General features: G+C 63.5%; 20 protein-coding genes. 15 read left to right on the top strand and 5 right to left on the bottom strand.

Annotated features, from left to right (window positions below):
• The first annotated feature begins 9 nt into the window (after positions 1–9).
• From tauB to tauD, 3 genes are read left to right on the top strand one after another with little or no spacing between them, the layout of a single operon-like run.
• Positions 10–804 (top strand): taurine ABC transporter ATP-binding subunit, encoded by a 795-nt coding sequence (tauB, locus tag JYG36_RS01995; RefSeq protein WP_045201150.1) that lies wholly within the window; start codon positions 10–12, stop codon positions 802–804.
• The gene (gene tauC / locus JYG36_RS01990) at positions 801–1,640 is read left to right on the top strand and encodes a taurine ABC transporter permease TauC (RefSeq protein ID WP_093378363.1); all 840 of its coding nucleotides are present in this window, start codon (positions 801–803) and stop codon (positions 1,638–1,640) included. Before tauB ends, tauC begins: the two co-directional genes overlap by 4 nt.
• Positions 1,641–1,659: 19 nt before the next feature.
• Positions 1,660–2,493 (top strand): taurine dioxygenase, encoded by an 834-nt coding sequence (gene tauD / locus JYG36_RS01985; protein ID WP_093378359.1) that lies wholly within the window; start codon positions 1,660–1,662, stop codon positions 2,491–2,493.
• Positions 2,494–2,559: 66 nt separating this feature from the next.
• Here tauD and betT read toward each other — a convergent pair whose 3' ends face one another.
• Positions 2,560–4,521: a choline transporter BetT gene (betT, locus tag JYG36_RS01980; protein WP_230090936.1), complete on the bottom strand. Its 1,962-nt coding sequence runs from the start codon at positions 4,519–4,521 to the stop codon at positions 2,560–2,562.
• 212 nt (positions 4,522–4,733) lie between these two features.
• Positions 4,734–5,666, bottom strand: coding sequence for a serine O-acetyltransferase EpsC (gene epsC / locus JYG36_RS01975; RefSeq protein WP_045201146.1), 933 nt, complete (start codon positions 5,664–5,666; stop codon positions 4,734–4,736).
• A gap of 192 nt (positions 5,667–5,858) precedes the next feature.
• On the opposite strand from epsC, the gene JYG36_RS01970 reads away from it, so the two are divergent.
• From JYG36_RS01970 to JYG36_RS01920, 11 genes are all read left to right on the top strand, one after another.
• On the top strand, positions 5,859–6,857 hold the full coding sequence (locus JYG36_RS01970) for a D-cysteine desulfhydrase (RefSeq protein ID WP_045201145.1): 999 nt from the start codon (positions 5,859–5,861) through the stop codon (positions 6,855–6,857).
• 106 nt (positions 6,858–6,963) lie between these two features.
• A complete protein-coding gene (gene tcyJ / locus JYG36_RS01965; protein ID WP_093378350.1) occupies positions 6,964–7,764 on the top strand; it encodes a cystine ABC transporter substrate-binding protein in 801 nt (266 codons plus the stop codon).
• Positions 7,764–8,429 carry a cystine ABC transporter permease gene (gene tcyL, locus JYG36_RS01960; protein ID WP_045201143.1) on the top strand — a complete coding sequence of 222 codons (666 nt, stop codon included), beginning with the start codon at positions 7,764–7,766 and terminating at the stop codon, positions 8,427–8,429. The genes tcyJ and tcyL overlap by 1 nt, the downstream gene beginning before the upstream one ends.
• A 3-nt stretch (positions 8,430–8,432) precedes the next feature.
• Entirely contained in the window at positions 8,433–9,194 is a 762-nt protein-coding gene (gene tcyN / locus JYG36_RS01955; RefSeq protein WP_045201142.1) for an L-cystine ABC transporter ATP-binding protein TcyN, read from the top strand.
• Positions 9,195–9,471: 277 nt separating this feature from the next.
• A complete protein-coding gene (locus JYG36_RS01950) occupies positions 9,472–10,713 on the top strand; it encodes an SfnB family sulfur acquisition oxidoreductase (protein ID WP_045201141.1) in 1,242 nt (413 codons plus the stop codon).
• A gap of 22 nt (positions 10,714–10,735) precedes the next feature.
• On the top strand, positions 10,736–11,941 hold the full coding sequence (locus JYG36_RS01945) for an SfnB family sulfur acquisition oxidoreductase (protein ID WP_213602934.1): 1,206 nt from the start codon (positions 10,736–10,738) through the stop codon (positions 11,939–11,941).
• Positions 11,941–13,332, top strand: a complete 1,392-nt coding sequence (locus JYG36_RS01940) for an LLM class flavin-dependent oxidoreductase (RefSeq protein WP_213602932.1) — start codon at positions 11,941–11,943, stop codon at positions 13,330–13,332. Before JYG36_RS01945 ends, JYG36_RS01940 begins: the two co-directional genes overlap by 1 nt.
• Entirely contained in the window at positions 13,325–14,128 is an 804-nt protein-coding gene (locus tag JYG36_RS01935; RefSeq protein ID WP_213602930.1) for a MetQ/NlpA family ABC transporter substrate-binding protein, read from the top strand. The genes JYG36_RS01940 and JYG36_RS01935 overlap by 8 nt, the downstream gene beginning before the upstream one ends.
• A 1-nt stretch (position 14,129) precedes the next feature.
• Positions 14,130–15,260 (top strand): methionine ABC transporter ATP-binding protein, encoded by a 1,131-nt coding sequence (locus tag JYG36_RS01930; protein ID WP_195885273.1) that lies wholly within the window; start codon positions 14,130–14,132, stop codon positions 15,258–15,260.
• Positions 15,250–15,894 carry a methionine ABC transporter permease gene (locus JYG36_RS01925; protein WP_213602928.1) on the top strand — a complete coding sequence of 215 codons (645 nt, stop codon included), beginning with the start codon at positions 15,250–15,252 and terminating at the stop codon, positions 15,892–15,894. Before JYG36_RS01930 ends, JYG36_RS01925 begins: the two co-directional genes overlap by 11 nt.
• Before the next feature lie 133 nt (positions 15,895–16,027).
• On the top strand, positions 16,028–16,483 hold the full coding sequence (locus JYG36_RS01920; RefSeq protein WP_093378320.1) for an REP-associated tyrosine transposase: 456 nt from the start codon (positions 16,028–16,030) through the stop codon (positions 16,481–16,483).
• A gap of 78 nt (positions 16,484–16,561) precedes the next feature.
• Here JYG36_RS01920 and JYG36_RS01915 read toward each other — a convergent pair whose 3' ends face one another.
• From JYG36_RS01915 to JYG36_RS01905, 3 genes are read right to left on the bottom strand one after another with little or no spacing between them, the layout of a single operon-like run.
• Entirely contained in the window at positions 16,562–19,609 is a 3,048-nt protein-coding gene (locus JYG36_RS01915) for an efflux RND transporter permease subunit (RefSeq protein ID WP_195885275.1), read from the bottom strand.
• Positions 19,606–20,676: an efflux RND transporter periplasmic adaptor subunit gene (locus tag JYG36_RS01910; protein ID WP_045201126.1), complete on the bottom strand. Its 1,071-nt coding sequence runs from the start codon at positions 20,674–20,676 to the stop codon at positions 19,606–19,608. Before JYG36_RS01910 ends, JYG36_RS01915 begins: the two co-directional genes overlap by 4 nt.
• The gene (locus JYG36_RS01905) at positions 20,673–21,764 is read right to left on the bottom strand and encodes an efflux RND transporter periplasmic adaptor subunit (RefSeq protein WP_093378311.1); all 1,092 of its coding nucleotides are present in this window, start codon (positions 21,762–21,764) and stop codon (positions 20,673–20,675) included. Before JYG36_RS01905 ends, JYG36_RS01910 begins: the two co-directional genes overlap by 4 nt.
• A gap of 144 nt (positions 21,765–21,908) precedes the next feature.
• Here JYG36_RS01905 and JYG36_RS01900 point away from each other — a divergent pair, with 144 nt between their 5' ends.
• Positions 21,909–23,069 (top strand): AAA family ATPase, encoded by a 1,161-nt coding sequence (locus JYG36_RS01900; protein ID WP_213602926.1) that lies wholly within the window; start codon positions 21,909–21,911, stop codon positions 23,067–23,069.
• The last annotated feature ends 62 nt before the right edge of the window (positions 23,070–23,131 follow it).

The raw sequence follows: 23,131 nt of genomic DNA, 5'->3' as shown, positions 1-23,131 counted from the left end.
GAGCAGACCATGGCCCTGTTACAACTGGAGCGCATCAGCGCACAGTACCCCGGCGCGGCCGAGCCGGTGCTAGCCGATATCAACCTGAGCCTGGGCCCGCAGCAATTGCTGGTGGCCCTCGGCCCTTCGGGCAGCGGCAAGACCTCGTTGCTCAACCTGATTGCCGGTTTCGTGGCGCCCAGCAGTGGCCGTATCACCCTCGACGGCGAGCCGGTACAAGGTCCGGGCGCCGAGCGCGGCGTGGTGTTCCAGGATGATGCTCTACTGCCCTGGCAAGACGTGCTGGCCAACGTCGCCTTCGGCCTGGAACTGGCCGGCGTGCCACGCGCCAGCCGCGAGAAAAAGGCCCGCGAAATGCTCGCCCTGGTCGACCTGGCGGACTTCGGCAACCGGCGCATCTGGCAATTGTCCGGTGGCCAGAAGCAGCGCGTGGGCCTGGCCCGGGCGCTGGCGGCCGATCCGCGGGTACTGCTGATGGACGAGCCGTTCGGCGCGCTGGATGCCTTTACCCGTGAACAGATGCAGGAGTTGCTGTTGCAGGTCTGGCAGCGTACCGCCAAGCCGGTATTCCTGATTACCCACGACATTGAAGAGGCGGTGTTCCTCGCCACCGAACTGGTGTTGCTGGCGCCGAACCCCGGGCAGATCGTCGAACGCCTGCAACTGGATTTTGGCCAGCGCTACAGCGCTGGTGAGTCGGCCCGTTCGATCAAGTCCGACCCGCGCTTTATCGAAACCCGCGAGCACGTGCTGGCCCGGGTGTTCTCCCAACGCAGTGCCGCAACGCGGCAGGAGTCCGCATGAGCAGCCTGGATGTCCCGGTAGCGAGCAAACGCACCGCCAGCCACACTGCGCCGAGCAAACCCCGGCGCAGCCTGAGCACCCGCTGGATCAGCGGCCTGACCCTGGCCACGCTGTTGCTGCTGTGGTGGGCGGTGACCGCCGCCGAATGGATCGAGCCACTTTTTTTGCCCTCGCCGGAAGCGGTGCTGGGCAAGGCCTGGTTGCTGCTGACCCAGGGCTACATGGAGTCCACCCTGTGGCAGCACCTGGGCGCCAGCCTGCAACGTATCGGCCTGGCCCTTGGAGCGGCGATTGTCACGGCAATCCCGATCGGCATCGCCATCGGCCATAACCGTATAGCCCGCGGCATTCTCGACCCGCTGATCGAGTTCTACCGGCCGATTCCGCCCCTGGCCTACCTGCCACTGATCGTGATCTGGTGCGGTATCGGCGAGCTGTCGAAAGTGCTGCTGATTTACCTGGCGATCTTCGCCCCGATCGCCATTGCCACCGCCACTGGCGTGCGCACCGTCGACCCGACCAGGCTGCGCGCGGCGCAGTCGCTGGGCGCCACCCGTTGGCAGCTGATTCGCCACGTGATTTTGCCCAGCGCCCTGCCCGACATTCTTACCGGCGTACGCATTGGCCTGGGGGTTGGCTGGTCAACCCTGGTGGCCGCCGAGCTGATCGCCGCCACCAGCGGCCTGGGTTTCATGGTGCAGTCGGCGGCGCAGTTTTTGGTCACCGACGTGGTGGTGCTGGGCATCCTGGTGATCGCCTTGATTGCCTTTGCCCTGGAAATGGGCCTGCGCGCCCTGCAGCGCAAGCTGGTGCCCTGGCACGGCCAGAGCCATTGAAAACGAACAGAGAACAACCATGAGCCTGACCATTACCCCGCTGAGCCCGGCGCTCGGCGCCCAGATCAGCGGCATCGACCTCAGCCGCGAAATCAACAAAGAACAACGCGACGCCATCGAACAGGCGCTGCTCAAGCACCAGGTACTGTTCTTTCGCGACCAGCCGATCAACCCGCAGCAGCAGGCCGATTTCGCCGCGCGCTTTGGCGACCTGCATATCCACCCGATCTACCCCAATGTACCGGAAACCCCGCAGGTGCTGGTGCTCGACACCGCCGTCACCGACGTGCGCGACAACGCCATCTGGCACACCGATGTGACCTTCCTGCCAACCCCGGCACTGGGTGCGGTGCTCAGTGCCAAGCAACTGCCGGCCTACGGTGGCGATACCTTGTGGGCCAGTGGCATTGCTGCCTATGAGGCACTGTCGGCACCGCTGCAGCAGCTGTTGGCTGGCCTCACCGCCACCCATGATTTCACCAAGTCGTTCCCGCTGGAGCGTTTCGGCACCACCCCTGAGGACCTGGCGCGCTGGGAAACGGCACGGCGTAACAACCCGCCGCTGTCGCACCCGGTAATCCGTACCCACCCGGTGAGCAAGCGCAAGGCACTGTTCGTCAATGAGGGCTTCACCACCCGCATCAACGAACTGAGCGAGGCTGAAAGCGAGGCGATTCTCAAGCTGCTGTTCGCCCACGCGACCCGCCCGGAGTTCACCATTCGCTGGCGCTGGCAGGAAAACGACGTGGCGTTCTGGGATAACCGCGTGACCCAGCATTACGCGGTGGATGATTACCGGCCGGCGCGGCGGGTGATGCACCGGGCGACGATTCTCGGGGATGCGCCGTTTTAAGATCCATCGCGGTCTTGCCCGCTCCCAGCAGTCCACACTGTGGGAGCGGGCAAGACCGCGATGCTTTTAGCGCACCAGATGCAAGAACTGCATATGCCGTTCGTACTGATCCAGAATGTCGTTGATGATCTGCTCCTTGCTGTAGCCCACCAGGTCATAGTCCTGGCTGCCCTCGCTCAGGTGCACCTCGGCACGGTAGTAACGACGGTTCTTCAGCTCCTGGGTACCCAGGCCGCCCAAGGCAAATGACGGCGTGAAGTAACCGCGCATCTGCACCTGGTAAATGAACGGCTGCTCTTCGCCATGGCCGATCTTCAAGCTGACGTTGTCGTGGCTCGGGTCTTCCTGGGTGATGACGTGCAGGCCCTTCTCGCTAAACACCTCGGTCACCTCGGCAATCGCCGGGCGCACCACGTCGTCCATGAAGCGGTACACCTCGTCGCGTGACGGGAAGTGCACGGCCTGGCTCAGGCGCTGACGCCAGCCACCGCGGCCGCGCCGCGAATTGGCGAACGGCGCCAGCGAATGCAACTGGGCGATCTGTCGTTGCGACTCCAGATAAAACGCCTTGTGCAGGCCCCACATCATCAGCAACAAGATCACCGAGAACGGCAGCGAGGTGAGCACTACCGCCGATTTCAGCGAATCGATACTGCCGGCGAACAGCAAGCCGCTGGTCACCAGTGCGGTCATCGCGCCCCAGAACACCCGCAGCCAGTTCGGCCCGTCTTCATCGGCATTGCCGCCACGGGCGGAGAGGGTCGAGAGCACCACGGTGCCGGAGTCTGCCGAGGTGACGAAGAACACGAAGCTGATGAACACCGTGACGGCGATCACCGCCTTGCTCCACGGGTAGGTTTCCAGCAACAGGTAGAGGGTCATCGACGGGTTGTCGAGGGCAGACTGGCCCAGCGCGGTCATGCCGTGCTCGAGCACCTGGAACAACGCGCTGTTACCAAAGATCGACATCCACGCCAGAGTGAAGCCCAGCGGAATCAGCAACACGCCGAAGACGAACTCGCGGATGGTCCGGCCGCGGGAAATCCGCGCGATGAACAGGCCGACAAACGGCGCCCAGGCAATCCACCAGGCCCAGTAGAACACCGTCCAGCCGCCCAGCCACTCATTGGCCTGGTTGTAGGCGTAAACGTCAAAGCTCTTGCGCGGCAAGGCGCCAAGATAGTCACCGAGGTTCTGGATCAGGGTGTTGAACAGGTGCTGGGTAGGGCCGGCGAACAGCACGAACAGCAGCAGCGCGCAGGCCAGGAACATGTTGATGTCGGACATCACCCGCACGCCCTTCTCGACCCCGGCAACCGCCACCGCGACCGCCGCGCCCATCATCAGGGTGATGAGGATCACCTGCACCCACTGGGTGTGCGGCACGCCGAACAGGTAGTCCAGGCCGGAGTTCAGGTGCAGCACGCCAAAGCCCATGTCGGCGCCCAGGCCGAACACCGTGGCGATGATGCCGAAGCCGTCGACGGCGTAACCAATCGGACCGTTGATGCGCTTGCCGATCAACGGATACAGCGCCGAGCGCAGGGCCAGCGGCAGGTTATGGCGGTAGGCGAAATAGGCCAGGGCCATGCCGACAAAGGCGAACACCCCCCAGCCATGCAGGCCCCAGTGCAGGAACAGCAACTGCATGGCCTGGCGCCCGGCCTCGACCGTGCCGGCCTCGCCTTGCGGCGGCTGCAGCATGTGGGTCAGGGGTTCGGAGACGCAGAAGAAGAACAGGGTAATGCTGATGCCGGCGGCGAACAGCATGCCGGCCCAGGACAGGTAGCTGAACTCGGGCTCGTCGTGGTCGGCACCGAGCTTGATCTTGCCGTAGCCAGACAAGGCGGTGACCACCACGAAGACCAGGTACAGGGTCATCGCCAGCATGTAGTACCAGCCAACGGTGTTGGCCGCCCAGTTCTGCGCCGCCAGCAGCCACTCGCCAGCGGCTTGCGGGTTGCTGATGACCACCAGGCCGAATATCAGGATAAAGCTCGCCGCGAAGTAGAAAACCGGCGGGTTCATGCGGATCTTGCCGCTGGATTCGGAGCTGGGTGCACTCATTGGTTGTGCACCTCGCCGAGGGGGGAGAAGCTTGGATTGAACGGGTTCAGCAAAGGGTTTCCTCCTGTTGAACACCGGCAGCGGACCACCGTTTTAACTTGAACAAGCGTTCAAGTTAAACATGGATGGGGGTCGCGATGCGACCCGTTGCCGCAAGCCAAGCCTCGGATCGCCTACTTCTGGGTACCGTCATCATGCTGCAGATTGGCCTGGGTCAGGTTGCTGCCCGGCGCCACGCTGCGGGTCAGCCAGACGTTACCGCCGATGGTCGAACCCTTGCCAATGGTGATTCGTCCCAGAATAGTCGCGCCGGCATAAATCACCACGTCGTCCTCGACAATCGGGTGGCGCGGATGGCCCTTCTGCAACTGCCCGTCCTCGTCCGCAGGGAAGCGCTTGGCGCCCAGGGTCACGGCCTGGTAGATGCGTACCCGCTCGCCGATGATCGCCGTTTCGCCGATCACCACGCCGGTACCGTGGTCGATGAAGAAGCTCGGGCCGATCTGCGCCCCCGGGTGAATGTCGATGCCGGTGGCCGAATGCGCCAGCTCCGAGCTGATCCGCGCCAGCAATGGCAGGCCAGCGCGGTACAGATGGTGGGCCAGGCGGTGGTGAATCACCGCGAGGATGCCCGGGTAGCACAGCAGCACTTCATCGACGCTGCGCGCCGCCGGGTCGCCATGAAAAGCGGCCAGCACATCGGTATCGAGGATGCTGCGCAGGCTTGGCAGGGCGGCGGCAAAGTCCTGGATCAGGCGCAGCGCCGTGGCGTCGATCTCGGCCGTGGCCTGCTTGCCGTGGCGCGCCACATAGCGCAGCTCCAGGCGCGCCTGGGCGAGCAAGGCGGTCAGCGCGGCATCGAGGGTATGGCCAACATAGAAGTCTTCGCTCTCTTCACGCAGGTCGACCGGGCCCAGGCGCATGGGGAACAGGGCACCACACAACTGCTCGAGAATATGGCGCATGGCCTCGCGTGACGGCAGCTCGCGGCCGCCCTGCTCGCCGCTGCTGCGCCCGTTACTGCTGCGCCACTGGTCGCGGGCGGCACGCAGCTGGCCGACGATGGTCTGCAACTGCCAATGCCCTGTTTGCGCGTTGTCGCTCACGGTTACCTCTCCTGCTGCAGCGGCGGTCGGTGGATGGTGGTGCCGCCGAAGTGCCGATTACTTTACGGCAATTTCCTGCGACAGAAAAAATAACCCTTTATTCCAGAACGCAATAAAGGGGGCATAAGCCCGGGAGTTGCCCACCTGCCCCGGGCTGCCTATAGTCGAATTTTACCTAGCCGACGTGACCCCATGATCGACCGACAGCTTGCCCGCTTCAATCGTCTGGACCTGCTTGGCGCCCCTACCGCGCTGGAAAAACTGCATCGGCTGTCAGCCTGGGCCGGCCGCGACATCTACGTCAAACGCGACGACTGCACGCCGTTGGCGCTGGGCGGCAACAAACTGCGCAAGCTCGAATACCTGGCCGCCGATGCCCTGGCCAAGGGCGCCGACACCCTGGTCACCGCAGGCGCCATCCAGTCCAACCATGTGCGCCAGACCGCGGCGCTGGCCGCGCAACTGGGCCTGGCCTGCGTAGCCTTGCTGGAAAACCCGATCGGTACCGATTCACTCAACTACCAGCACAACGGCAACCGCCTGTTGCTGGAGCTATTCGACGCCAAGGTCGAGCTGGTCGATAACCTCGACAATGCCGACGAACAACTGCAAGCCCTGGCTGTGCGCCTGCACGCCAGTGGCCGTAAGCCCTACATCGTGCCGATTGGCGGCTCCAACGCCCTCGGTGCCCTGGGGTATGTACGCGCAGGCCTGGAGCTGGCCGAGCAGATCGAACATTGCGGCGAACAGTTCGCCGGGGTGCTGCTGGCCTCCGGCAGTGCCGGTACCCACAGCGGCCTGGCCATCGCCCTGGCAGAAAAACTGCCGAAGCTGCCGGTGATCGGCGTGACCGTGTCGCGCAGCGACGAAGACCAGCGCCCGAAAGTCCAGGGCCTGGCCGAGCGCACCGCCGAGCTGCTGGGCCTGCGCCTGCCGGCCACCTTCAAGATCGAATTGTGGGATGAGTACTTCGCCCCGCGCTATGGCGAACCGAACGCCGGTACCCTCGCCGCCATCCGCCTGCTGGCCAGCCAGGAAGGCTTGCTGCTTGACCCGGTATACACCGGCAAGGCCATGGCCGGGCTGCTTGATGGTATTGCCCGTCAGCGATTCGATGACGGCCCGCTGATTTTTCTGCATACCGGTGGGGCCCCGGCATTATTCGCCTACCCTGAGGTCTGGAACGGCTAACTAACTTATTTGAAAATAATATAAGAAAATGAATTTATATTATTTTTAAGACTAAAAGCGTCACCCTATAGTCAGCGCCACACTCACAACAACATTGGGGCTAACCATGAAGATTTCCGCTTTCGGTAAACAGGCAGTCGCCGCAGGCCTCGGCTTGCTGCTCGGCGCCAGCCTGCTCGGCCAGGCTGTCGCTGGTGAGCAACTGCAGCAGATCAAAGACAAGGGCGTGATCAACATCGGCCTTGAAGGCACTTATCCACCGTTCAGCTTCGTCGACGCCGACGGCAAGCTGGCCGGCTTCGAAGTGGAGCTTTCCGAAGCCCTGGCCAAGGAGCTGGGGGTCAAGGTCAAGCTGCAGCCAACCAAGTGGGATGGCATCCTCGCGGCACTGGAGTCCAAGCGCCTGGACGCGGTGGTGAACCAGGTGACCATCTCCGATGAGCGCAAGAAGAAGTATGACTTCTCCGCGCCCTACACCGTTTCCGGGATTCAGGCGCTGGTGCTGACGAAAAAGGCCGCCGAGCTGAACATCAAGTCCGCTGCCGACCTGGGCGGCAAGAAAGTCGGCGTGGGCCTGGGCACCAACTACGAACAGTGGGTCAAAGCCAACGTGCCGACCGCGGACGTGCGCACCTACGAAGACGATCCGACCAAGTTCCAGGACCTGCGCGTCGGCCGGATCGACGCCATCCTGATCGACCGTCTGGCGGCGCTGGAATACGCCAAGAAAGCCAAGGACACCACTGCCGCCGGTGACGCCTTCTCCCGCCAGGAAGCCGGTATTGCCCTGCGCAAAGGCGAGCCGGAACTGCTGGCAGCAGTGAACAAAGCTCTCGACAAGCTACGCGCCGACGGCACACTGAAAAAGCTTTCGGAAAAGTACTTCAACGCTGACGTCACCCAATAATGGAAGCAGCTTTGCAACTGGCGCTGGAGTCCGCGCCCTTTTTGCTCAAGGGCGCGTACTTTACGGTCATTCTCAGCCTCGGCGGGATGTTCTTTGGCCTGTTGCTGGGCTTTGGCCTGGCGCTGATGCGCCTGTCGTCGATCAAGCTGCTGAGCTGGACGGCGCGAGTCTACGTGTCGTTCTTTCGCGGCACGCCGCTGCTGGTGCAGCTGTTCATGATCTACTACGGCCTGCCACAACTGGGCATCGAGCTCGACCCGCTGCCCGCAGCGTTGATCGGCTTCTCGCTGAACATGGCCGCCTATGCCTGTGAAATTCTCCGTGCCGCGATCAGTTCCATCGACCGCGGCCAGTGGGAGGCTGCCGCCAGCATCGGCATGACCCGTGGCCAGGCCATGCGCCGGGCAATCCTGCCGCAAGCGGCGCGCACCGCCTTGCCGCCACTGGGCAACAGCTTTATTTCGCTGGTCAAGGACACCGCCCTGGCCGCCACCATCCAGGTGCCGGAGCTGTTCCGCCAGGCGCAGCTGATTACTGCGCGCACCTTCGAGATCTTCACCATGTACCTTGCCGCCGCACTGATCTACTGGGTGCTGGCCAGCGTTCTCGCGCACCTGCAGAACCGCCTGGAAGCGCGGGTCAACCGGCACGACCAGGAGTCCTGAGGCATGATCGAGGTACAACGACTGAGCAAGCAGTTCAACGGCCAGACCGTGCTCGATGACATCAGCCTCAAGGTCGAGGCCGGCGAGGTGATCGCCATCATCGGCCCCAGCGGCTCGGGCAAGACCACCTTCCTGCGTTGCCTGAACCTGCTGGAAACCCCCAGCAGCGGGCGCATCAAGGTCGGCAAGGTAGAAATCGACGCCAACCGCCCGCTGGGCCAGCAAAGCGGGCTGATCCGCCAGTTGCGCCAGGAAGTCGGCTTCGTGTTTCAGAACTTCAACCTGTTCCCCCATCGTACGGCGCTGGAGAACGTCATCGAAGGCCCGCTGGTGGTCAAGAAAACTCCGCACGAACAAGCCGTGGCCCTGGGCATGAAGCTGCTGGCCAAGGTCGGCCTGGCCGGCAAGGAAGCCGCCTACCCGCGCAAGCTCTCCGGCGGTCAGCAGCAGCGGGTAGCGATTGCCCGGGCCCTGGCGATGGAGCCGGAAGTGATCCTCTTCGACGAGCCGACCTCGGCGCTCGACCCCGAGCTGGTCGGCGAAGTGCTGGCGACCATTCGTGGCCTGGCTGAAGAAAAGCGCACCATGATCATCGTCACCCACGAGATGAGTTTTGCCCGCGACGTGGCCAACCGGGTGATCTTCTTCGACAAGGGCGTGATCGTTGAACAGGGCGAAGCCAAGGCGCTGTTCGCCCACCCCAAGGAAGACCGCACACGCCAGTTCCTGAGCAAGTTCCTCGGTACGCAGAACACCGGCTACTGAGTTTTCCCCGCCCTTTCCCCGCCCCTCTTCCAGCGCCTGCCCAGCTCCGGCAGGCGTTCGTCCAGCGACCGCCAAGTACTTCTATATTTATTCCTAAAAGTTAGTTTATTTAATTTTTATACGCTATTAGGGTATATGCACCGGACCACCGGACCAGCGCAATTTTGTCGTCGCAACCCGCGCCGACGTTTTCAATTCGTGAGGTAGGTATGGTCAGGAACACAATCACCCCAGTGCGTAACGCCAGGGCATTGAGTGCAGCCAAGGAGCGGTACTGATGTCCAATCTGGCAGAAACCACAGTCCACAGCGATCTGGACAGCGCCCCGCTGTTGCTGCCGGCCAAGGTGCTGAGCAACGACGAACAAGCCCTGCAGGCAGCCCACGAGCTGGCCGAAGCAGCACGCACCCAGGCGGCCAAGCGCGACCAGCAGCGCAAGCTGCCCTGGGCAGAAATCGAGCAGTTCACCCGCAGCGGCCTGGGCAGCATCAGCATCCCGCGCGCCTTTGGCGGCGCGCAGGTGTCGTTTGTCACCATCGCGGAAGTCTTTCGCATCATCAGCGCCGCCGACCCGGCGCTGGGGCAGATCCCGCAAAACCAGTTCGGCATCCTGCAACTGCTCAAAGGCACCGCCACGCAGCGGCAGAAAGAGCTGCTGTTCACCTCGGTGCTCGATGGCTGGCGCATCGGCAATGCCGGGCCGGAACGCGGCACCAAACACACCCTGGACCTCAAGGCACGGATCACCCGCGAGGGCGATCACTATGTGCTCAGCGGCCAGAAGTTCTATTCCACCGGCGCCCTGTTTGCCCATTGGGTCGCGGTCAAGGCGTTGAACGATGACGGCCGTCAGGTCATGGCCTTTGTCCGCCGCGGCACCCCGGGCCTGCGCATCGTCGATGACTGGTCGGGTTTCGGCCAGCGCACCACCGCCAGCGGCACCGTGCTGCTGGACAAGGTGCAGGTCGATGCGGAGCTGGTGATCGACACCTGGAAACAGAGCGAAGTAGCAAACATCCAGGGCGCGGCTTCGCAGCTGATCCAGGCGGCCATCGATGCCGGTATCGCCGAAGCGGCGATTGCCGACACCATCGCCTTCGTTCGCGACAAAGCCCGGCCATGGATCGACGCCAAGGTCGATCGTGCCAGCGATGATCTCTATGTAATCGCCGACGTCGGCCGCCTGCAGCTTGAGCTGCATGCCGCCCAGGCGCTGCTTTCCAAGGCTGCGCGGGTGCTCGACGAAGTCAGCGCCGCGCCGGTCGATGCCGCTGCGGCCGCTCGCGCTTCGATTGCCGTGGCCGAAGCCAAGGTGCTGACCACCGAGATTTCGCTGCTGGCCAGCGAGAAGCTCTTCGAGCTCTCCGGCAGCCGCGCCACCCTGGCCGAGTTCAACCTCGACCGGCACTGGCGCAATGCCCGCGTGCACACCCTGCACGATCCGGTGCGCTGGAAATACCACGCCGTCGGCGCCTATCACCTCAACGGTACCTTGCCTGCCCGGCACTCCTGGATTTGACCAGACCACTGGAGCCCTGTTTATGAGCCTTTTGCCACAACCGCACGCCAACGTCGCGGTCATCCACACTGACGCCCAGGCATTGCAAGTCGCCGAGGAAGTCGCCGTCCAGCTGCGCCGCGACAGCGCCCTGCGCGACCGCGAACGACGCCTGCCGCACCCTGAACTTGAACTGTTCTCGCGCTCCGGCCTGTGGGGCATCAGCGTACCCAAGGCCTTTGGTGGCGCTGGCGTATCGAACGTCACCCTGGCCAAGGTCATCGCCCGCATCGCCCAGGCGGACGCCTCGCTGGGGCAAATTCCGCAGAACCACTTCTATGCCCTCGAAGTGCTGCGGGTCAACGGCAGCGCGGCGCAACAGCAGCGCCTGTACGCCGAAGTACTGGCCGGCCAGCGCTTGGGCAATGCCCTGGCCGAGCTGGGCACCAAGACCGCCCACGACCGCACCACCGCCCTTAGCCGCGACGGCGATGCTTACCGCATCAACGGGCGCAAGTTCTACGCCACCGGTGCGCTCTATGCCCAGCGCATTCCCACCTCGGTTGTCGATGAGGACGGCATCCAGCGCCTGGCCTTCGTCCCGGCAGACAGTACCGGGCTGAAGGTCATCGACGACTGGAGCGGCTTCGGCCAGCGCACCACCGGCAGCGGTTCGGTGCTGTTCGATAACGTCCAGGTTGGCGCCGAAGACGTGCTGCCGTTCCAGAGCGCCTTCGAGCGCCCGACCACGGTCGGCCCGCTGGCGCAGATCCTCCACGCCGCCATCGACACCGGCATCGCCCGCGCCGCCTACGAAGATGCCCTGCACTTCGTGCGCACCCGCAGCCGGCCATGGGTCGACTCCGGGGTCGATAAGGCCAGCGAAGATCCACTGACGCTGAAATCCTTCGGCCACCTGGCGATCCGTTTGCACGCCACTGAAGCGCTGCTCGAACGCGCCGGCGAATACCTCGACCGCGCCCAGGCCGAGCCCAATGCCGCAACCGTCGCCGCCGCCTCCATCGCCGTGGCCGAAGCGCGGGCGATCAGCACCGAGATTTCCCTCGCCGCCGGCACCACTCTGTTCGAGCTGTCGGGCAGCCAGGCCACCCTGGCCGAGCATGGCCTCGACCGGCACTGGCGCAACGCCCGGGTGCACACCCTGCACGACCCGGTGCGCTGGAAGTACCACGCCATCGGCAACTACTACCTCAACGATGAAAACCCACCGTTGCGGGGCACCATCTGATGGCCAAGAAAAAGATCCTGCTCAACGCCTTCAACATGAACTGCGTTGGCCATATCAACCACGGCCTGTGGACCCACCCGCGGGACAACTCGAGCCAGTACAAAACCCTCGAATACTGGACCGAGCTTGCCCAGTTGCTCGAGCGCGGGCTGTTCGACGGGCTGTTCATCGCCGATATCGTCGGTGTCTACGACGTCTACCAGCAGTCGGTCGATGTACCGCTCAAAGAGTCGATCCAGCTACCGGTCAACGACCCGCTGCTGCTGGTCTCGGCCATGGCCGCGGTCACCCGCAACCTGGGTTTCGGCCTGACCGCCAACCTCACCTACGAGCCGCCGTACCTGTTTGCCCGACGCCTTTCCACCCTCGACCACCTGAGCCGTGGCCGGGTCGGCTGGAACATCGTCACCGGCTACCTCGACAGCGCTGCCAAGGCCATGGGCCTGGACCAGCAACCCGAGCACGACCGCCGCTATGACCAGGCCGACGAGTACCTGCAGGTGCTGTACAAGCTCTGGGAAGGCAGCTGGGAAGACGGCGCGGTGCTCAATGATCAGCAGCAGCGGATCTACGCCCAGCCGGACAAGGTGCACAAGGTCAAGCATCAAGGCGAGTTCTACCGGGTCGAGGGCTATCACCTCTGCGAGCCGTCGCCGCAGCGTACGCCGGTGCTGTTCCAGGCTGGCAGCTCCGAGCGTGGCCTGGGCTTTGCCGGCAACCATGCCGAATGCGTGTTCATCAGCGGCCAGAACAAGGCCGCCACCCGCGCCCAGGTTGACAAGGTCCGCGCTGCCGCCGTCGCAGCCGGGCGCGACCCGCAAGCCATCAAGGTGTTCATGGGCCTGACGGTGATCGTCGCCCGCACCGAAGAACAGGCCAGGGCCAAGCACGCCGAGTACCTGCGCTATGCCAGCCCCGAGGCCGGTGTTGCGCACTTTGCCAGTTCCACCGCTATCGATTTTTCCGAGTACGAACTGGACGAGCCGATCCAGTACGTGAAAAGCAATGCCATCCAGTCTGCCACCAGGAACCTGCAGAACAACGACTGGACCCGGCGCAAGCTGCTCGAACAGCACGCTCTGGGCGGGCGCTACATCACCCTGATCGGCTCGCCGACCCAGGTCGCCGACGCGCTGGAAAGCTGGATCGCCGAAACCGGCCTCGACGGTTTCAACCTGGCGCGCACGGTCACCCCGGAAAGCTATGTCGACTTCATCGACCTGGTCATCCCCGAGTTGCAACGCCGCGGCTCGTACAAGACCGCCTACGAACAGGGCAGCCTGCGCGAAAAACTCTTCGCCAGCGACCAGCCTCACCTGCCGGCAGACCATCCTGGCGCCAGCTATCGCCACACCACCACGACCCCGACGGGAGCGCTACAGCATGCTTAAGACCTTTATTGCCCGCCCGGTCGCAGCCCTGGCCTTGAGCCTCGGCCTGCTCGGCGCCGCCCAGGCCGCCGATGCCCTGAAAGTCGGCACCACCGCAGCCTTCTCGATCCCGCTTGAAGCCGCCGTCAGCGAGGCCAAGAAACAGGGCCTGGACGTCGAACTGATCGAGTTCAGCGACTGGATCGCGCCGAATGTCAGCCTGGCGGCCGGCGACATCGACGTGAACTACTTCCAGCACATCCCGTTCCTGGAAAACGCCAAGGCTGCTGCCGGTTTCGACCTGGTGCCCTTCGCCCCGGGGATCATCAACAACGTCGGCCTGTATTCGAAAAAGTACAAGAGCTTCGCCGAGCTGCCCGAGGGCGCCAGCGTGGCCATCGCCAACGACCCGATCAACAGCGGCCGCGGTTTGCAGTTGCTGGCCAAGGCCGGCCTGATCACCCTCAAAGCCGGCGTCGGCTACAAGGCCACCGAAGAAGACATTGTCGCCAATCCGAAGAAGCTGAAGATCCTCCAGGTTGAAGCAGTACAACTGGTGCGTGCCTACGACGACGCCGACCTGGTCCAGGGCTACCCGGCCTACATCCGCCTGGCCAAGACCTTCGACGCCACTTCGGCGCTGCTGTTCGACGGCCTCGACCACAAGGAATACGTGATCCAGTTCGTCATCCGCCCGCAGAGCAAGGACGACCCGCGCCTGGCCAGGTTCATCGACATCTACCAGCACTCGCCGGTGGTGCGTGCTGCCCTCGACCAGGCCCACGGCAAGCTCTACCAAGCCGGCTGGGAGAGCTGAAATGAGCGCCATCAGCGCCCGCGTGGCGCAGGAGCAGCAGGCCACTTTCGCGCCCCTGCAACAGGCCCGGCAACGGGCCTTGCACCCGGAGCTGGGCAACGCCCATGTACGCTTCATTGGCCTCGGCAAGACGTACCCTGGCCAACAGGCCCCGGCGCTGGACGGCATCGACCTGAACATCCAGCACGGTGAGATCTTCGGCATCATCGGCCGCAGCGGCGCCGGCAAGTCGTCGCTGATCCGCACCATCAACCGCCTGGAGCAACCCAGCCAGGGCCGGGTGCTGATCGACCAGGTAGACATCGGCGAGTACGACGAAGACCGCCTGGTGCGCCTGCGCCGGCGCATCGGCATGATCTTCCAGCACTTCAACCTGATGTCGGCCAAGACCGTCTGGCAGAACGTCGAGCTACCGCTCAAGGTCGCCGGCGTGCCCAAGGCCGAGCGCCAGCGCAAGGTTGCCCAATTGCTGGAACTGGTCGGCCTGCAGGAGAAGCATCACGTCTACCCGGCGCAGTTGTCCGGCGGGCAGAAGCAGCGCGTCGGCATTGCCCGGGCGCTGGTGCATGACCCCGAGATCCTGCTGTGTGACGAGGCTACGTCGGCACTCGACCCGGAAACCACCGAGTCGATCCTCGGCCTGCTGCGCGATATCAACCAGCGCCTGGGTTTGACCATCGTGTTGATCACCCACGAGATGGCGGTGATCCGCGATATCTGCCACCGGGTGGTGGTGCTCGAGCGTGGGCGCATCGTTGAACAAGGCGCTGTCTGGCAGGTGTTCGGCGATCCGCAGCATGAGGTCAGCAAGACCCTGCTCGCGCCCTTGCAGCCTGCTCTGCCAGCTGCGTTGCAGGCTCGCTTGCAGCCGCAACCGGCGGGGCCTGAGGCAGCACTGGTGTTGAGCTTGCGGGTGAGTGGCAAAGACAAGCAGGCGCCGGAATTGTCTTCATTATTCGCCTTGCTCGGCGGTCGGATCAGCTTGCTGCAAGGCGGCATCGAACCGATCCAGGGCCGCGCGTTGGGGCAACTTGTTGTGTCGGTGGCCAACTCGCCGCACCGCCACGAGCAAGTGATTGAGCGCGCCCGGCAATGGGCGGCACAAGTGGAGGTATTGGGTTATGTGGTTTGATCGCTTTCTCCAGGGCGTGCTCGACACCCTGCTGATGGTCGGCGTCTCATCGCTGATCGCCCTGCTCGCCGGCGTGCCGCTGGCGGTGATCCTGGTCACCAGTGGCAAGGGCGGGATCTTTGAAGCGCCTGCCCTGAACCGGGTGCTCGGCGCCTTCGTCAACCTGTTCCGCTCGATTCCGTTCCTGATCCTGATGGTGGCCTTGATTCCCTTCACCCGCTTGATCGTCGGCACCACCTACGGCGTCTGGGCGGCAGTGGTACCGCTGACCATTGCCGCCACACCGTTCTTTGCGCGCATTGCCGAAGTCAGCCTGCGCGAGGTCGACCACGGCCTGATCGAAGCGGCCCAGGCCATGGGCTGCCGGCGCTGGCATATCGTCTGGCATGTACTGCTGCCCGAAGCCCTGCCGGGCATCGTTGGCGGCTTTACCATCACCCTGGTGACCATGATCAACTCCTCGGCCATGGCCGGCGCCATCGGTGCCGGAGGCCTGGGCGACATTGCCTACCGCTATGGCTACCAGCGCTTCGACAGCCAGATCATGCTGACGGTGATCGTCATGCTGGTGGTGCTGGTGGCGTTGATTCAGCTGGGCGGGGACCGGTTGGCGAAGGGCTTGAACAAGCGCTGAATTTATCACGGGTCAAGTCGAGACGTCGTACCACCCCGACATCTATGGCACAGGGAAACATTCTGTTTTCAAGACCTCCATGCTCCCCCAGCGAGTCCAGCTACCTTGAAGTTTCAAACTCAAGGAAGTCGACATGGACCGTCCACACTCCAAGCTCCTGCGACGGGGGCGAATTTCCGAACCCGGCAGGTTGTATCTACTGACGAGCATCACTGAAAACCGGGCCCCCATACTCAGAGAGTTTGGCTTGGCCCGGCTCGTCGTTGCCCAATTCAAACTAGCTGAGCAAGAAGGCGCTGCGCGATCACTGGCCTGGGTAGTAATGCCTGATCACTTTCATTGGCTCATCGAGTTGCAGTCCTGCACATTGAAAACACTAATGCGCAGGCTCAAGTCACGCAGTGGCTGCGCCATTTGCAAGGCGTGCAAACTCAAAAGCAGACTCTGGCAGCCTGGGTTTCATGATCGTGCATTGCGCTATGAAGAAGATGTCCAGGCAGTAGCTCGTTACATTGTTGCCAACCCTATTCGTGCAGGGCTGGTGCAGCGAATTGGTGACTATCCTCATTGGGATGCGGTCTGGATCTAAAAGCATCGCGGGTCAAGCCCGCTCCCACAGAATACACCGTTGCAACTGTGGGAGCGGGCTGGACCCGCGATGGCGTAATCACTGGCGCTGCGGCTCGCGGATCTTGTACCAGGCCACGTACAGCGCCGGCAAAAACAGCAGGGTCAGCAAGGTGGCGACGATGATCCCGCCGATCATGGCGTAGGCCATCGGCCCCCAGAACACTTCGCGGGCGATCGGGATCATGCCCAGGCTCGCCGCTGCCGCAGTCAGCAAAATCGGCCGGCGCCTGTGGTTGGTCGCTTCCAGCACCGCATCCCAGGGCGAGTAGCCCTGGGCTTCGTACTCGTCGATCTGGGTCACCAGGATCACCGAGTTGCGGATGATGATGCCGATCAGCGCAAGAATCCCCAGGATCGCCACAAAGCCCATCGGCGTGCCGGTCGGCACCAGCGCCAGGACCACGCCGATCAAGCCCAGCGGCGCCACGCTGGCGACCAGGAACAGCTTCTGCACGCTGTGCAGCTGGATCATCAGGAAGGTGCCCATCATGAACAGCATCAGCGGCACCACCTTGGCGATCGGGCCCTGGGCCTTGCCGCTTTCTTCTACGGTACCGCCGGTGGCCACGGCGTAACCCACCGGCAGTTTGCTGGCGAATTTGTCGATCTGCGGCTTGAGCTCGGCCACCAGGTCGGTCGGCTGGATTTCGCCGCGCACCGAGGCCTTGATGGTGATGGTCGGTTTGCGGTCGCGACGCCATACCAGCGGCTGTTCCAGCTCATAGCGCACGGTGGCGAAGGCCAGCAGCGGGATCGAGGTGCCGTTGGGGGTGACGATCTGCAGGTTTTGCAGGGTCTGCGGCGTGCCGCGCTCGCTGTCTACGGCGCGCGCGATGACGTCGATCAGGTAGATGTTGTCGTTGACCTCGGTCACCGGCGCGCCGCTGACGATGCTGTTCATCACATTGGCCACGTCTTCGGACGACAACCCGAGCTGGCGCGCCTTGTCTTGGGCGATCTCGACCCGCAGCACCTTGCCCGGCTCGTTCCAGTCGTAAATCATCTCGCCGATGTGCTCGTTCTGGTCGAGCAGCGAGGCCAGGGCAATGGCGTGCTTGCGCACTTCATCGATGTCCTTGCCGCTGACCCGGTACTGGATCGGCCGGCCGACCGGCGGGCCCATTTCCAGTGACTGGACGTTGCTGCCAATGCCGACGAAGTCTTCACGCAGACGCTTTTGCAGGCGCGCCATCAATGCCTCGCGCGACTCCAGGCCTTTGCTGACAATCACCAGCTGGGCGTAGTACGGGTTCTGCAGTTGCTGGTCCAGCGGCAGGTAGAAACGGATCGCGCCCTGGCCGATGTAAGTGCTCCAGCGCACGATATCCGGGTCGCCCTTGAGCGTCGCTTCCAGGCGATCCACCGCCTTGCGGGTTTCCTCGATCGAGGCGTTTTGCGGCAGGTTGAGGTCGACGAGAATTTCCGGGCGGTCCGAGGACGGGAAGAACTGGTTCTGCACGAATCGCATGCAGAACACCGCCAGCACGAACAGCAACACAGTGCCGATGATGGTCAGCCAGCGATGACGCATGCACCACAGCAGGCTGTTGCCAAAGGCCTTGCCGATACGCCCCGGCTCTTCGCTGTGCGGTTTGACCTTGGTGCTGAGGATATGCACGCCGAGTACCGGGGCAAATACTACGGCCACCACCCAGGACACCAGCAAGGCGGCCGCGATCACCGCGAACAGGGTGTAGGTGTACTCCCCTGCCGAGCTGGCATTGAGGCCGATCGGCACGAAGCCCGCGACCGTCACCAGGGTACCGGTAAGCATCGGAAAGGCGGTCGAGGTGTAGGCGAAGGTGGCTGCCTGCTCCTTGCTCTCGCCCATTTCCAGGCGCGTGACCATGACCTCGACGGTGATCATCGCATCGTCCACCAACAGGCCCAGGGCAATGATCAGCGCGCCCAGGGAGATCCGCTGCATGGTGATGCCGCTGTATTCCATGAAGATGAAGACCATGGCCAGCACCAGCGGAATCGAACAGGCCACCACCAGACCGGCGCGTACCCCGAGGCTGATGAAGCTGACCACCAGGACGATCACCACCGCCTCGAACAGGGCGCTGGTAAAGCCGCCCACGGCCTCCTCTACTACCACCGCCTGGTCAGACACCGTATGCACGCCAACACCAACCGGCAACTCGGAGACCACGCGGTCCATCATCTTGTGCAGGTCGGCACCGAACACCTGGATGTTGCCGCCGGCCTTCATGCCGATGGCAAGACCAATGGCGGTCTGGCCGTTGTAGCGAAACATCGGCGCGGGTGGGTCGACAAAGCCTCGCTGGATCTCGGCGATATCCGCCAGGCGGAAAAAACGGTCGTTTATCCGCAGGTTGACCGCTTCCAGGTCTTTTTCCGAAGCGAACTGCCCGGTGGTGCGTACCGAAATGCGCTCGGGACCGGCTTCGATAACCCCCGCCGGGGTGACTGCGTTCTGGCTCTGCAGGGCCTGCAATACCTGGCGCTGGTCGATGCCGAACGACGCCAGCTTGCGGGTCGAGAAGTTCAGGTAGAGCACCTCGTCCTGGGTGCCGATCATTTCCACCTTGCCCAGGTTGGGCACTTCACGGATCTCGGCGCGCACCTGTTCGACGTAGTCGCGCAGCTGGCGCATGCTCAGGCCATCGGCGGTAAAGGCGTAGATCGAGCCGAACACGTCACCGAACTCATCGTTGAAACCCGGGCCCTGAATGCCTTGTGGAAACTCGCCGCGAATATCCTGGATCTTCTTGCGCACCTGATACCAGATCTGCGGGATGTCCGCCGCCTTGGTGGTGTCGCGCAGGTTGACGTAAACGGTCGACTCGCCAGGGCGGGTGTAGCTTTTCACATAGTCGAGGGAGTCCAGCTCTTCGAGCTTCTTTTCGATGCGGTCGGTGACCTGGTACAGGGTTTCATCCTGGGTCGCACCCGGCCAGCGGGTCTGAATGACCATGGTCTTGATGGTGAACGAAGGGTCTTCCTCACGCCCCAGGTTCATGTAGGAAAACACGCCCATCAGCAAGCCGACGAACATCAGGTACCAGACAAAGGATTGGTGCTTCAGCGCCCACTCCGACAGGTTGAAGCTTCCATTCATTGCGGGTCTTCCTCGTCGACGATGACCTTCTGGCCCGGTTTGAGACTGTTTACACCGGCGGTTACTACTCGCTCGCCAGGCTGTACGCCCGAGGCCAGCACTACGCTGCCGGGGGTACGCTCAAGCAGCTTCACATCACGTGTAGCGACGGTTTTTTGCTGCGGATCGACCACCCATACCCGGGTCTTGCCGTCGCTTTCGAGCAAGGCCGACGCCGGCAGTTCGGTGCGTGGCGAAACCGCCGAGGTCAGGGTGACGCTGATAGCCGTGCCGAGACGGAACGCATTCGGCGTATCGACCAAGGTCAGGCGGGCGCGACGGGTGCGCGTGGTGGCATCGGCCTGCGGCTCCAGCTCACGCAGGGTCGCTGTGGTGTTGATATCCGGGTCCAGTTGCGAGGCCACCAGGAACTGAAGCTGCGTGTTCAATTGCTCGGCCAGGCTGGTCGGCAGGTCGATCACCGCTTCCTTGATATCCGGTCGCGCCAGGGTCACCACGGCCTGGCCGGCACTCACCGTTTGCCCGGCCTCGGCCTGCCAATTGGTGACTACGGCGCCATGGTCGGCCTTCAGCTCGCTGTAACCCAGTTGATCACGGGCCTGGTCAACCGCCGCCCGCGCCTGCTTGAGGGAGGCTCCAGTGGTCTTCAGGTCGGTCTGCGCGATGTCCAGCTGGGCTTGCGCACCCACGCCGCGATCAAACAACTGCTGCTGACGTCGGGCGTTGGCCTGGGCGTTGATCCACTGCGCCTGGATCTTCGCCAGGTCGCCCTCAGCGGCGCGCAACTGGTTGCGCTGGTCGGTGGGATCAAGGCTGGCAAGCACATCGCCTGGTTGCACTTGACTGCCGACATCGACCCAGCGCCGGGCAATCCGGCCCCCCACACGAAAGCCCAGGGTGCTTTCAAAACGGGCCTGGATGCTGCCAGCGAAACGTCCAAGATTGGCCTGTACCTGCGGCTGGGCAATGACCGACAGCACTGGTCGCACAGGTTCTGGCGCACTGGCTTGCTTGCCGCAACCTACGAGCAGTAGTGCGCCGCCCAAGACAAACGTGATTGCTTTCATTGCGCCACCCCGCTGTCCTTGAGCGGCGCGATTTCCACCTGCATGCCCGGATTTAGCAGTTGCCCGCCCGTTACCACAACGGTTTCCCCACCTTTGAGGCCATCGCCCACCACCACCTTGCCGGTCAGGTAGCGCATCACCTTGACCTTCTGCAAGCGCACCTTGTCACCCTCGCCCACCAGCCACACCGCCGGCTCATGCAGGTCTTTGGTCAGCGCTGACCAGGGCAACTCTACGCTCGGCTTGCCCTGAACTTTGCCTGTGGCAGTAACTGGCGAGCCCAGGTCCATGCCGGGCGGCACATCATTCAATGCCACCTTGACCTGCACCGTGCCGCTTTGCGCCGAAACCGTCGGGGTGACCTCACGGATGTAACCCTGAGCCTGGATTTTCGGGTTATCCACCAGGCTGACCTTGATTGCCTCACGGGTGGCCGGGGCCACCAGCAAGGCTTCGTAGACATTGAACACCGCATCGCGCTCACCATCGCGGGCCAGGCTGAAGATCGGCACCGTGGCCTGAACCACCTGGCCGACCTCGGCCTGGCGCTCGGTGATCACCCCGTCCGCCTCGGCGACCAGCGCGGTGTAGCTCAACTGCTCTCGGGCGTTGGCCAGTTGCGCCTGGGCGGCCTTGAGTGCGCTCTGGCTGCTGCGCAAGGCGGCTTCGGCCGAGTCGTACTCGCTCTGGCTGGTGTAGCCCTTGGGCAACAGTTTTTGCTGGCGAACAAAGGCCGCGGCAGTCTGGGTCACGCGCGCCTGCTCGGCGAAGACCTCGGCCTTGGCCGAGTCGACGTTGGTCTGCAGGTCCTTGGGGTCAAGCCTGGCCAGTACCTGGTTGGCCTTGATGTGATCGCCGACATCGACGCTGCGGGCAATGATCTTGCCGCCCACGCGAAAGGAAAGATCGGTCTGCACCCGCGCCTGAACATCGCCGGTCAGGGTTACGGACGCTGCGAAATCACTGGGCTGAACACGTTGAACACCAACCCTGGGCAGTTCGGCTTCAGGGGCTTTTTTCTCCCCGCATCCCGTCAGCACCAGCGACACCCCCAGGCAGACGAGCGATAAAGGACGCAACACCCTCATGCAGGCTCCTTGCATGTGCCAGATCTAATTAGGAATGCGAGTGTTAGCGTAGATCAGGGTTCCCTTGATCGCTTGTCGGTGTACACAATTCGTTCACCACGCGGAATCGGCGATACTGCCCTCTTTACCTGAATGGACGCTGCCATGCTGACCACCCTGGCTGTCGCCAACTACCGCTCGATCAATCACCTGGTGCTGCCACTGGCACGCCTTAACGTCATCACCGGGCCCAACGGCAGCGGCAAGTCCAACCTGTACAAGGCCCTGCGCCTGCTCGCCGAAACGGCGCAAGGCGGTGTGGTCAACGCCCTGGCGGTGGAGGGCGGGCTGGAGTCGACGTTCTGGGCCGGCCCCGAGCAGATCAACCGGCGCATGAACAACGGCGAAGTCGCCATCCAGGGCGGCCCGCGCCAGCATGCACGGCGCTTGCGCCTGGGCTTTGGCGACGAAGAATTCGGCTACGCCATCGGTCTCGGCCTGCCGGAGCCAAGCAGGTCATCTTTCGCCCTCGACCCGCAGATCAAGCGCGAAAGCATCTGGGCAGGTCCGTTGTACCGCCCGGCCAGCCTGCTGGTGGACCGCCAGGGGCCGATGGTCAAGGTCCGTGAAGGCCGCCAATGGGAGGTGCAGGCGCAGCACACGCCGAGCTTCGACAGCCTGTTCGACCAGGTCGGCAACCTGCGCTCCTCACCGGAGGTGTTGCTGCTGCGCGAGCGCATCCGTGGCTGGCGCTTCTACGATCACTTTCGCACCGACCGTGATGCCCCGGCCCGCCGCCGGCAACTGGGTACGCGCACGCCGGTACTGCACCACGACGGCCGCGACCTGGCCGCCGCGCTGCAGACCATCATCGAGATCGGCGACCCGCAGGCCTTGCAGGCAACCATCGCCGATGCCTTCCCGGGCGCACGCCTGGAGATCGATGCAGTGCCGGGTGGGGCGTTCGGGGTGTTGTTCTATCAGGAAGGTTTGTTGCGACCGCTGAGCGCCGCCGAGCTATCGGACGGGACCTTGCGCTACCTGCTGCTGGTCGCCGCGCTGCTGACGCCAAGGCCGCCGACCATGATGGTGCTGAACGAGCCGGAAACCAGCTTGCACCCGGATTTGCTGCCAGCGTTGGCGCGCTTGATCGTTCGTGCCTCGGAGCAGTGTCAGGTGTGGGTGGTGTCGCATGCACGAAGATTGGTGGCCGCGTTGGAACAGGATGCGAGCTGCAATTCGATCGAGCTGGAGAAGGTGCTGGGGCAGACCCGCGTAGCCGGTCAGGGGATGCTCGATGAGCCGGCCTGGCACTGGCCGGAGTGAAAACCAATCGCGGGGCAAGCCCGCTCCTACCCATTTGTAGGAGCGGGTTTGCCCCGCGAAGG

It is taken from the genome of Pseudomonas sp. SORT22, from assembly GCF_018417635.1.
Classification (GTDB): Bacteria; Pseudomonadota; Gammaproteobacteria; order Pseudomonadales; family Pseudomonadaceae; genus Aquipseudomonas.
The sequence above is the reverse complement of the archived record's forward strand: the minus strand, read 5'-3'. Positions and strand labels throughout refer to the sequence as shown.

Bases quoted from the DNA above. Each gene is read 5' to 3' on its own strand.
- tcyJ (WP_093378350.1), top strand. From the start codon at position 6,964: ATGAAGATTTCCGCTTTCGGTAAACAGGCAGTCGCCGCAGGCCTCGGC.
- JYG36_RS01935 (WP_213602930.1), top strand. From the start codon at position 13,325: ATGCTTAAGACCTTTATTGCCCGCCCGGTCGCAGCCCTGGCCTTGAGC.
- JYG36_RS01970 (WP_045201145.1), top strand. From the start codon at position 5,859: ATGATCGACCGACAGCTTGCCCGCTTCAATCGTCTGGACCTGCTTGGC.
- tauC (WP_093378363.1), top strand. From the start codon at position 801: ATGAGCAGCCTGGATGTCCCGGTAGCGAGCAAACGCACCGCCAGCCAC.
- tauB (WP_045201150.1), top strand. From the start codon at position 10: ATGGCCCTGTTACAACTGGAGCGCATCAGCGCACAGTACCCCGGCGCG.
- JYG36_RS01950 (WP_045201141.1), top strand. From the start codon at position 9,472: ATGTCCAATCTGGCAGAAACCACAGTCCACAGCGATCTGGACAGCGCC.
- JYG36_RS01910 (WP_045201126.1), bottom strand. From the start codon at position 20,676: ATGAAAGCAATCACGTTTGTCTTGGGCGGCGCACTACTGCTCGTAGGT.
- JYG36_RS01915 (WP_195885275.1), bottom strand. From the start codon at position 19,609: ATGAATGGAAGCTTCAACCTGTCGGAGTGGGCGCTGAAGCACCAATCC.
- JYG36_RS01925 (WP_213602928.1), top strand. From the start codon at position 15,250: ATGTGGTTTGATCGCTTTCTCCAGGGCGTGCTCGACACCCTGCTGATG.
- JYG36_RS01945 (WP_213602934.1), top strand. From the start codon at position 10,736: ATGAGCCTTTTGCCACAACCGCACGCCAACGTCGCGGTCATCCACACT.
- JYG36_RS01920 (WP_093378320.1), top strand. From the start codon at position 16,028: ATGGACCGTCCACACTCCAAGCTCCTGCGACGGGGGCGAATTTCCGAA.
- JYG36_RS01900 (WP_213602926.1), top strand. From the start codon at position 21,909: ATGCTGACCACCCTGGCTGTCGCCAACTACCGCTCGATCAATCACCTG.
- tauD (WP_093378359.1), top strand. From the start codon at position 1,660: ATGAGCCTGACCATTACCCCGCTGAGCCCGGCGCTCGGCGCCCAGATC.
- tcyL (WP_045201143.1), top strand. From the start codon at position 7,764: ATGGAAGCAGCTTTGCAACTGGCGCTGGAGTCCGCGCCCTTTTTGCTC.
- JYG36_RS01940 (WP_213602932.1), top strand. From the start codon at position 11,941: ATGGCCAAGAAAAAGATCCTGCTCAACGCCTTCAACATGAACTGCGTT.
- betT (WP_230090936.1), bottom strand. From the start codon at position 4,521: ATGAACCCGCCGGTTTTCTACTTCGCGGCGAGCTTTATCCTGATATTC.
- JYG36_RS01905 (WP_093378311.1), bottom strand. From the start codon at position 21,764: ATGAGGGTGTTGCGTCCTTTATCGCTCGTCTGCCTGGGGGTGTCGCTG.
- JYG36_RS01930 (WP_195885273.1), top strand. From the start codon at position 14,130: ATGAGCGCCATCAGCGCCCGCGTGGCGCAGGAGCAGCAGGCCACTTTC.
- tcyN (WP_045201142.1), top strand. From the start codon at position 8,433: ATGATCGAGGTACAACGACTGAGCAAGCAGTTCAACGGCCAGACCGTG.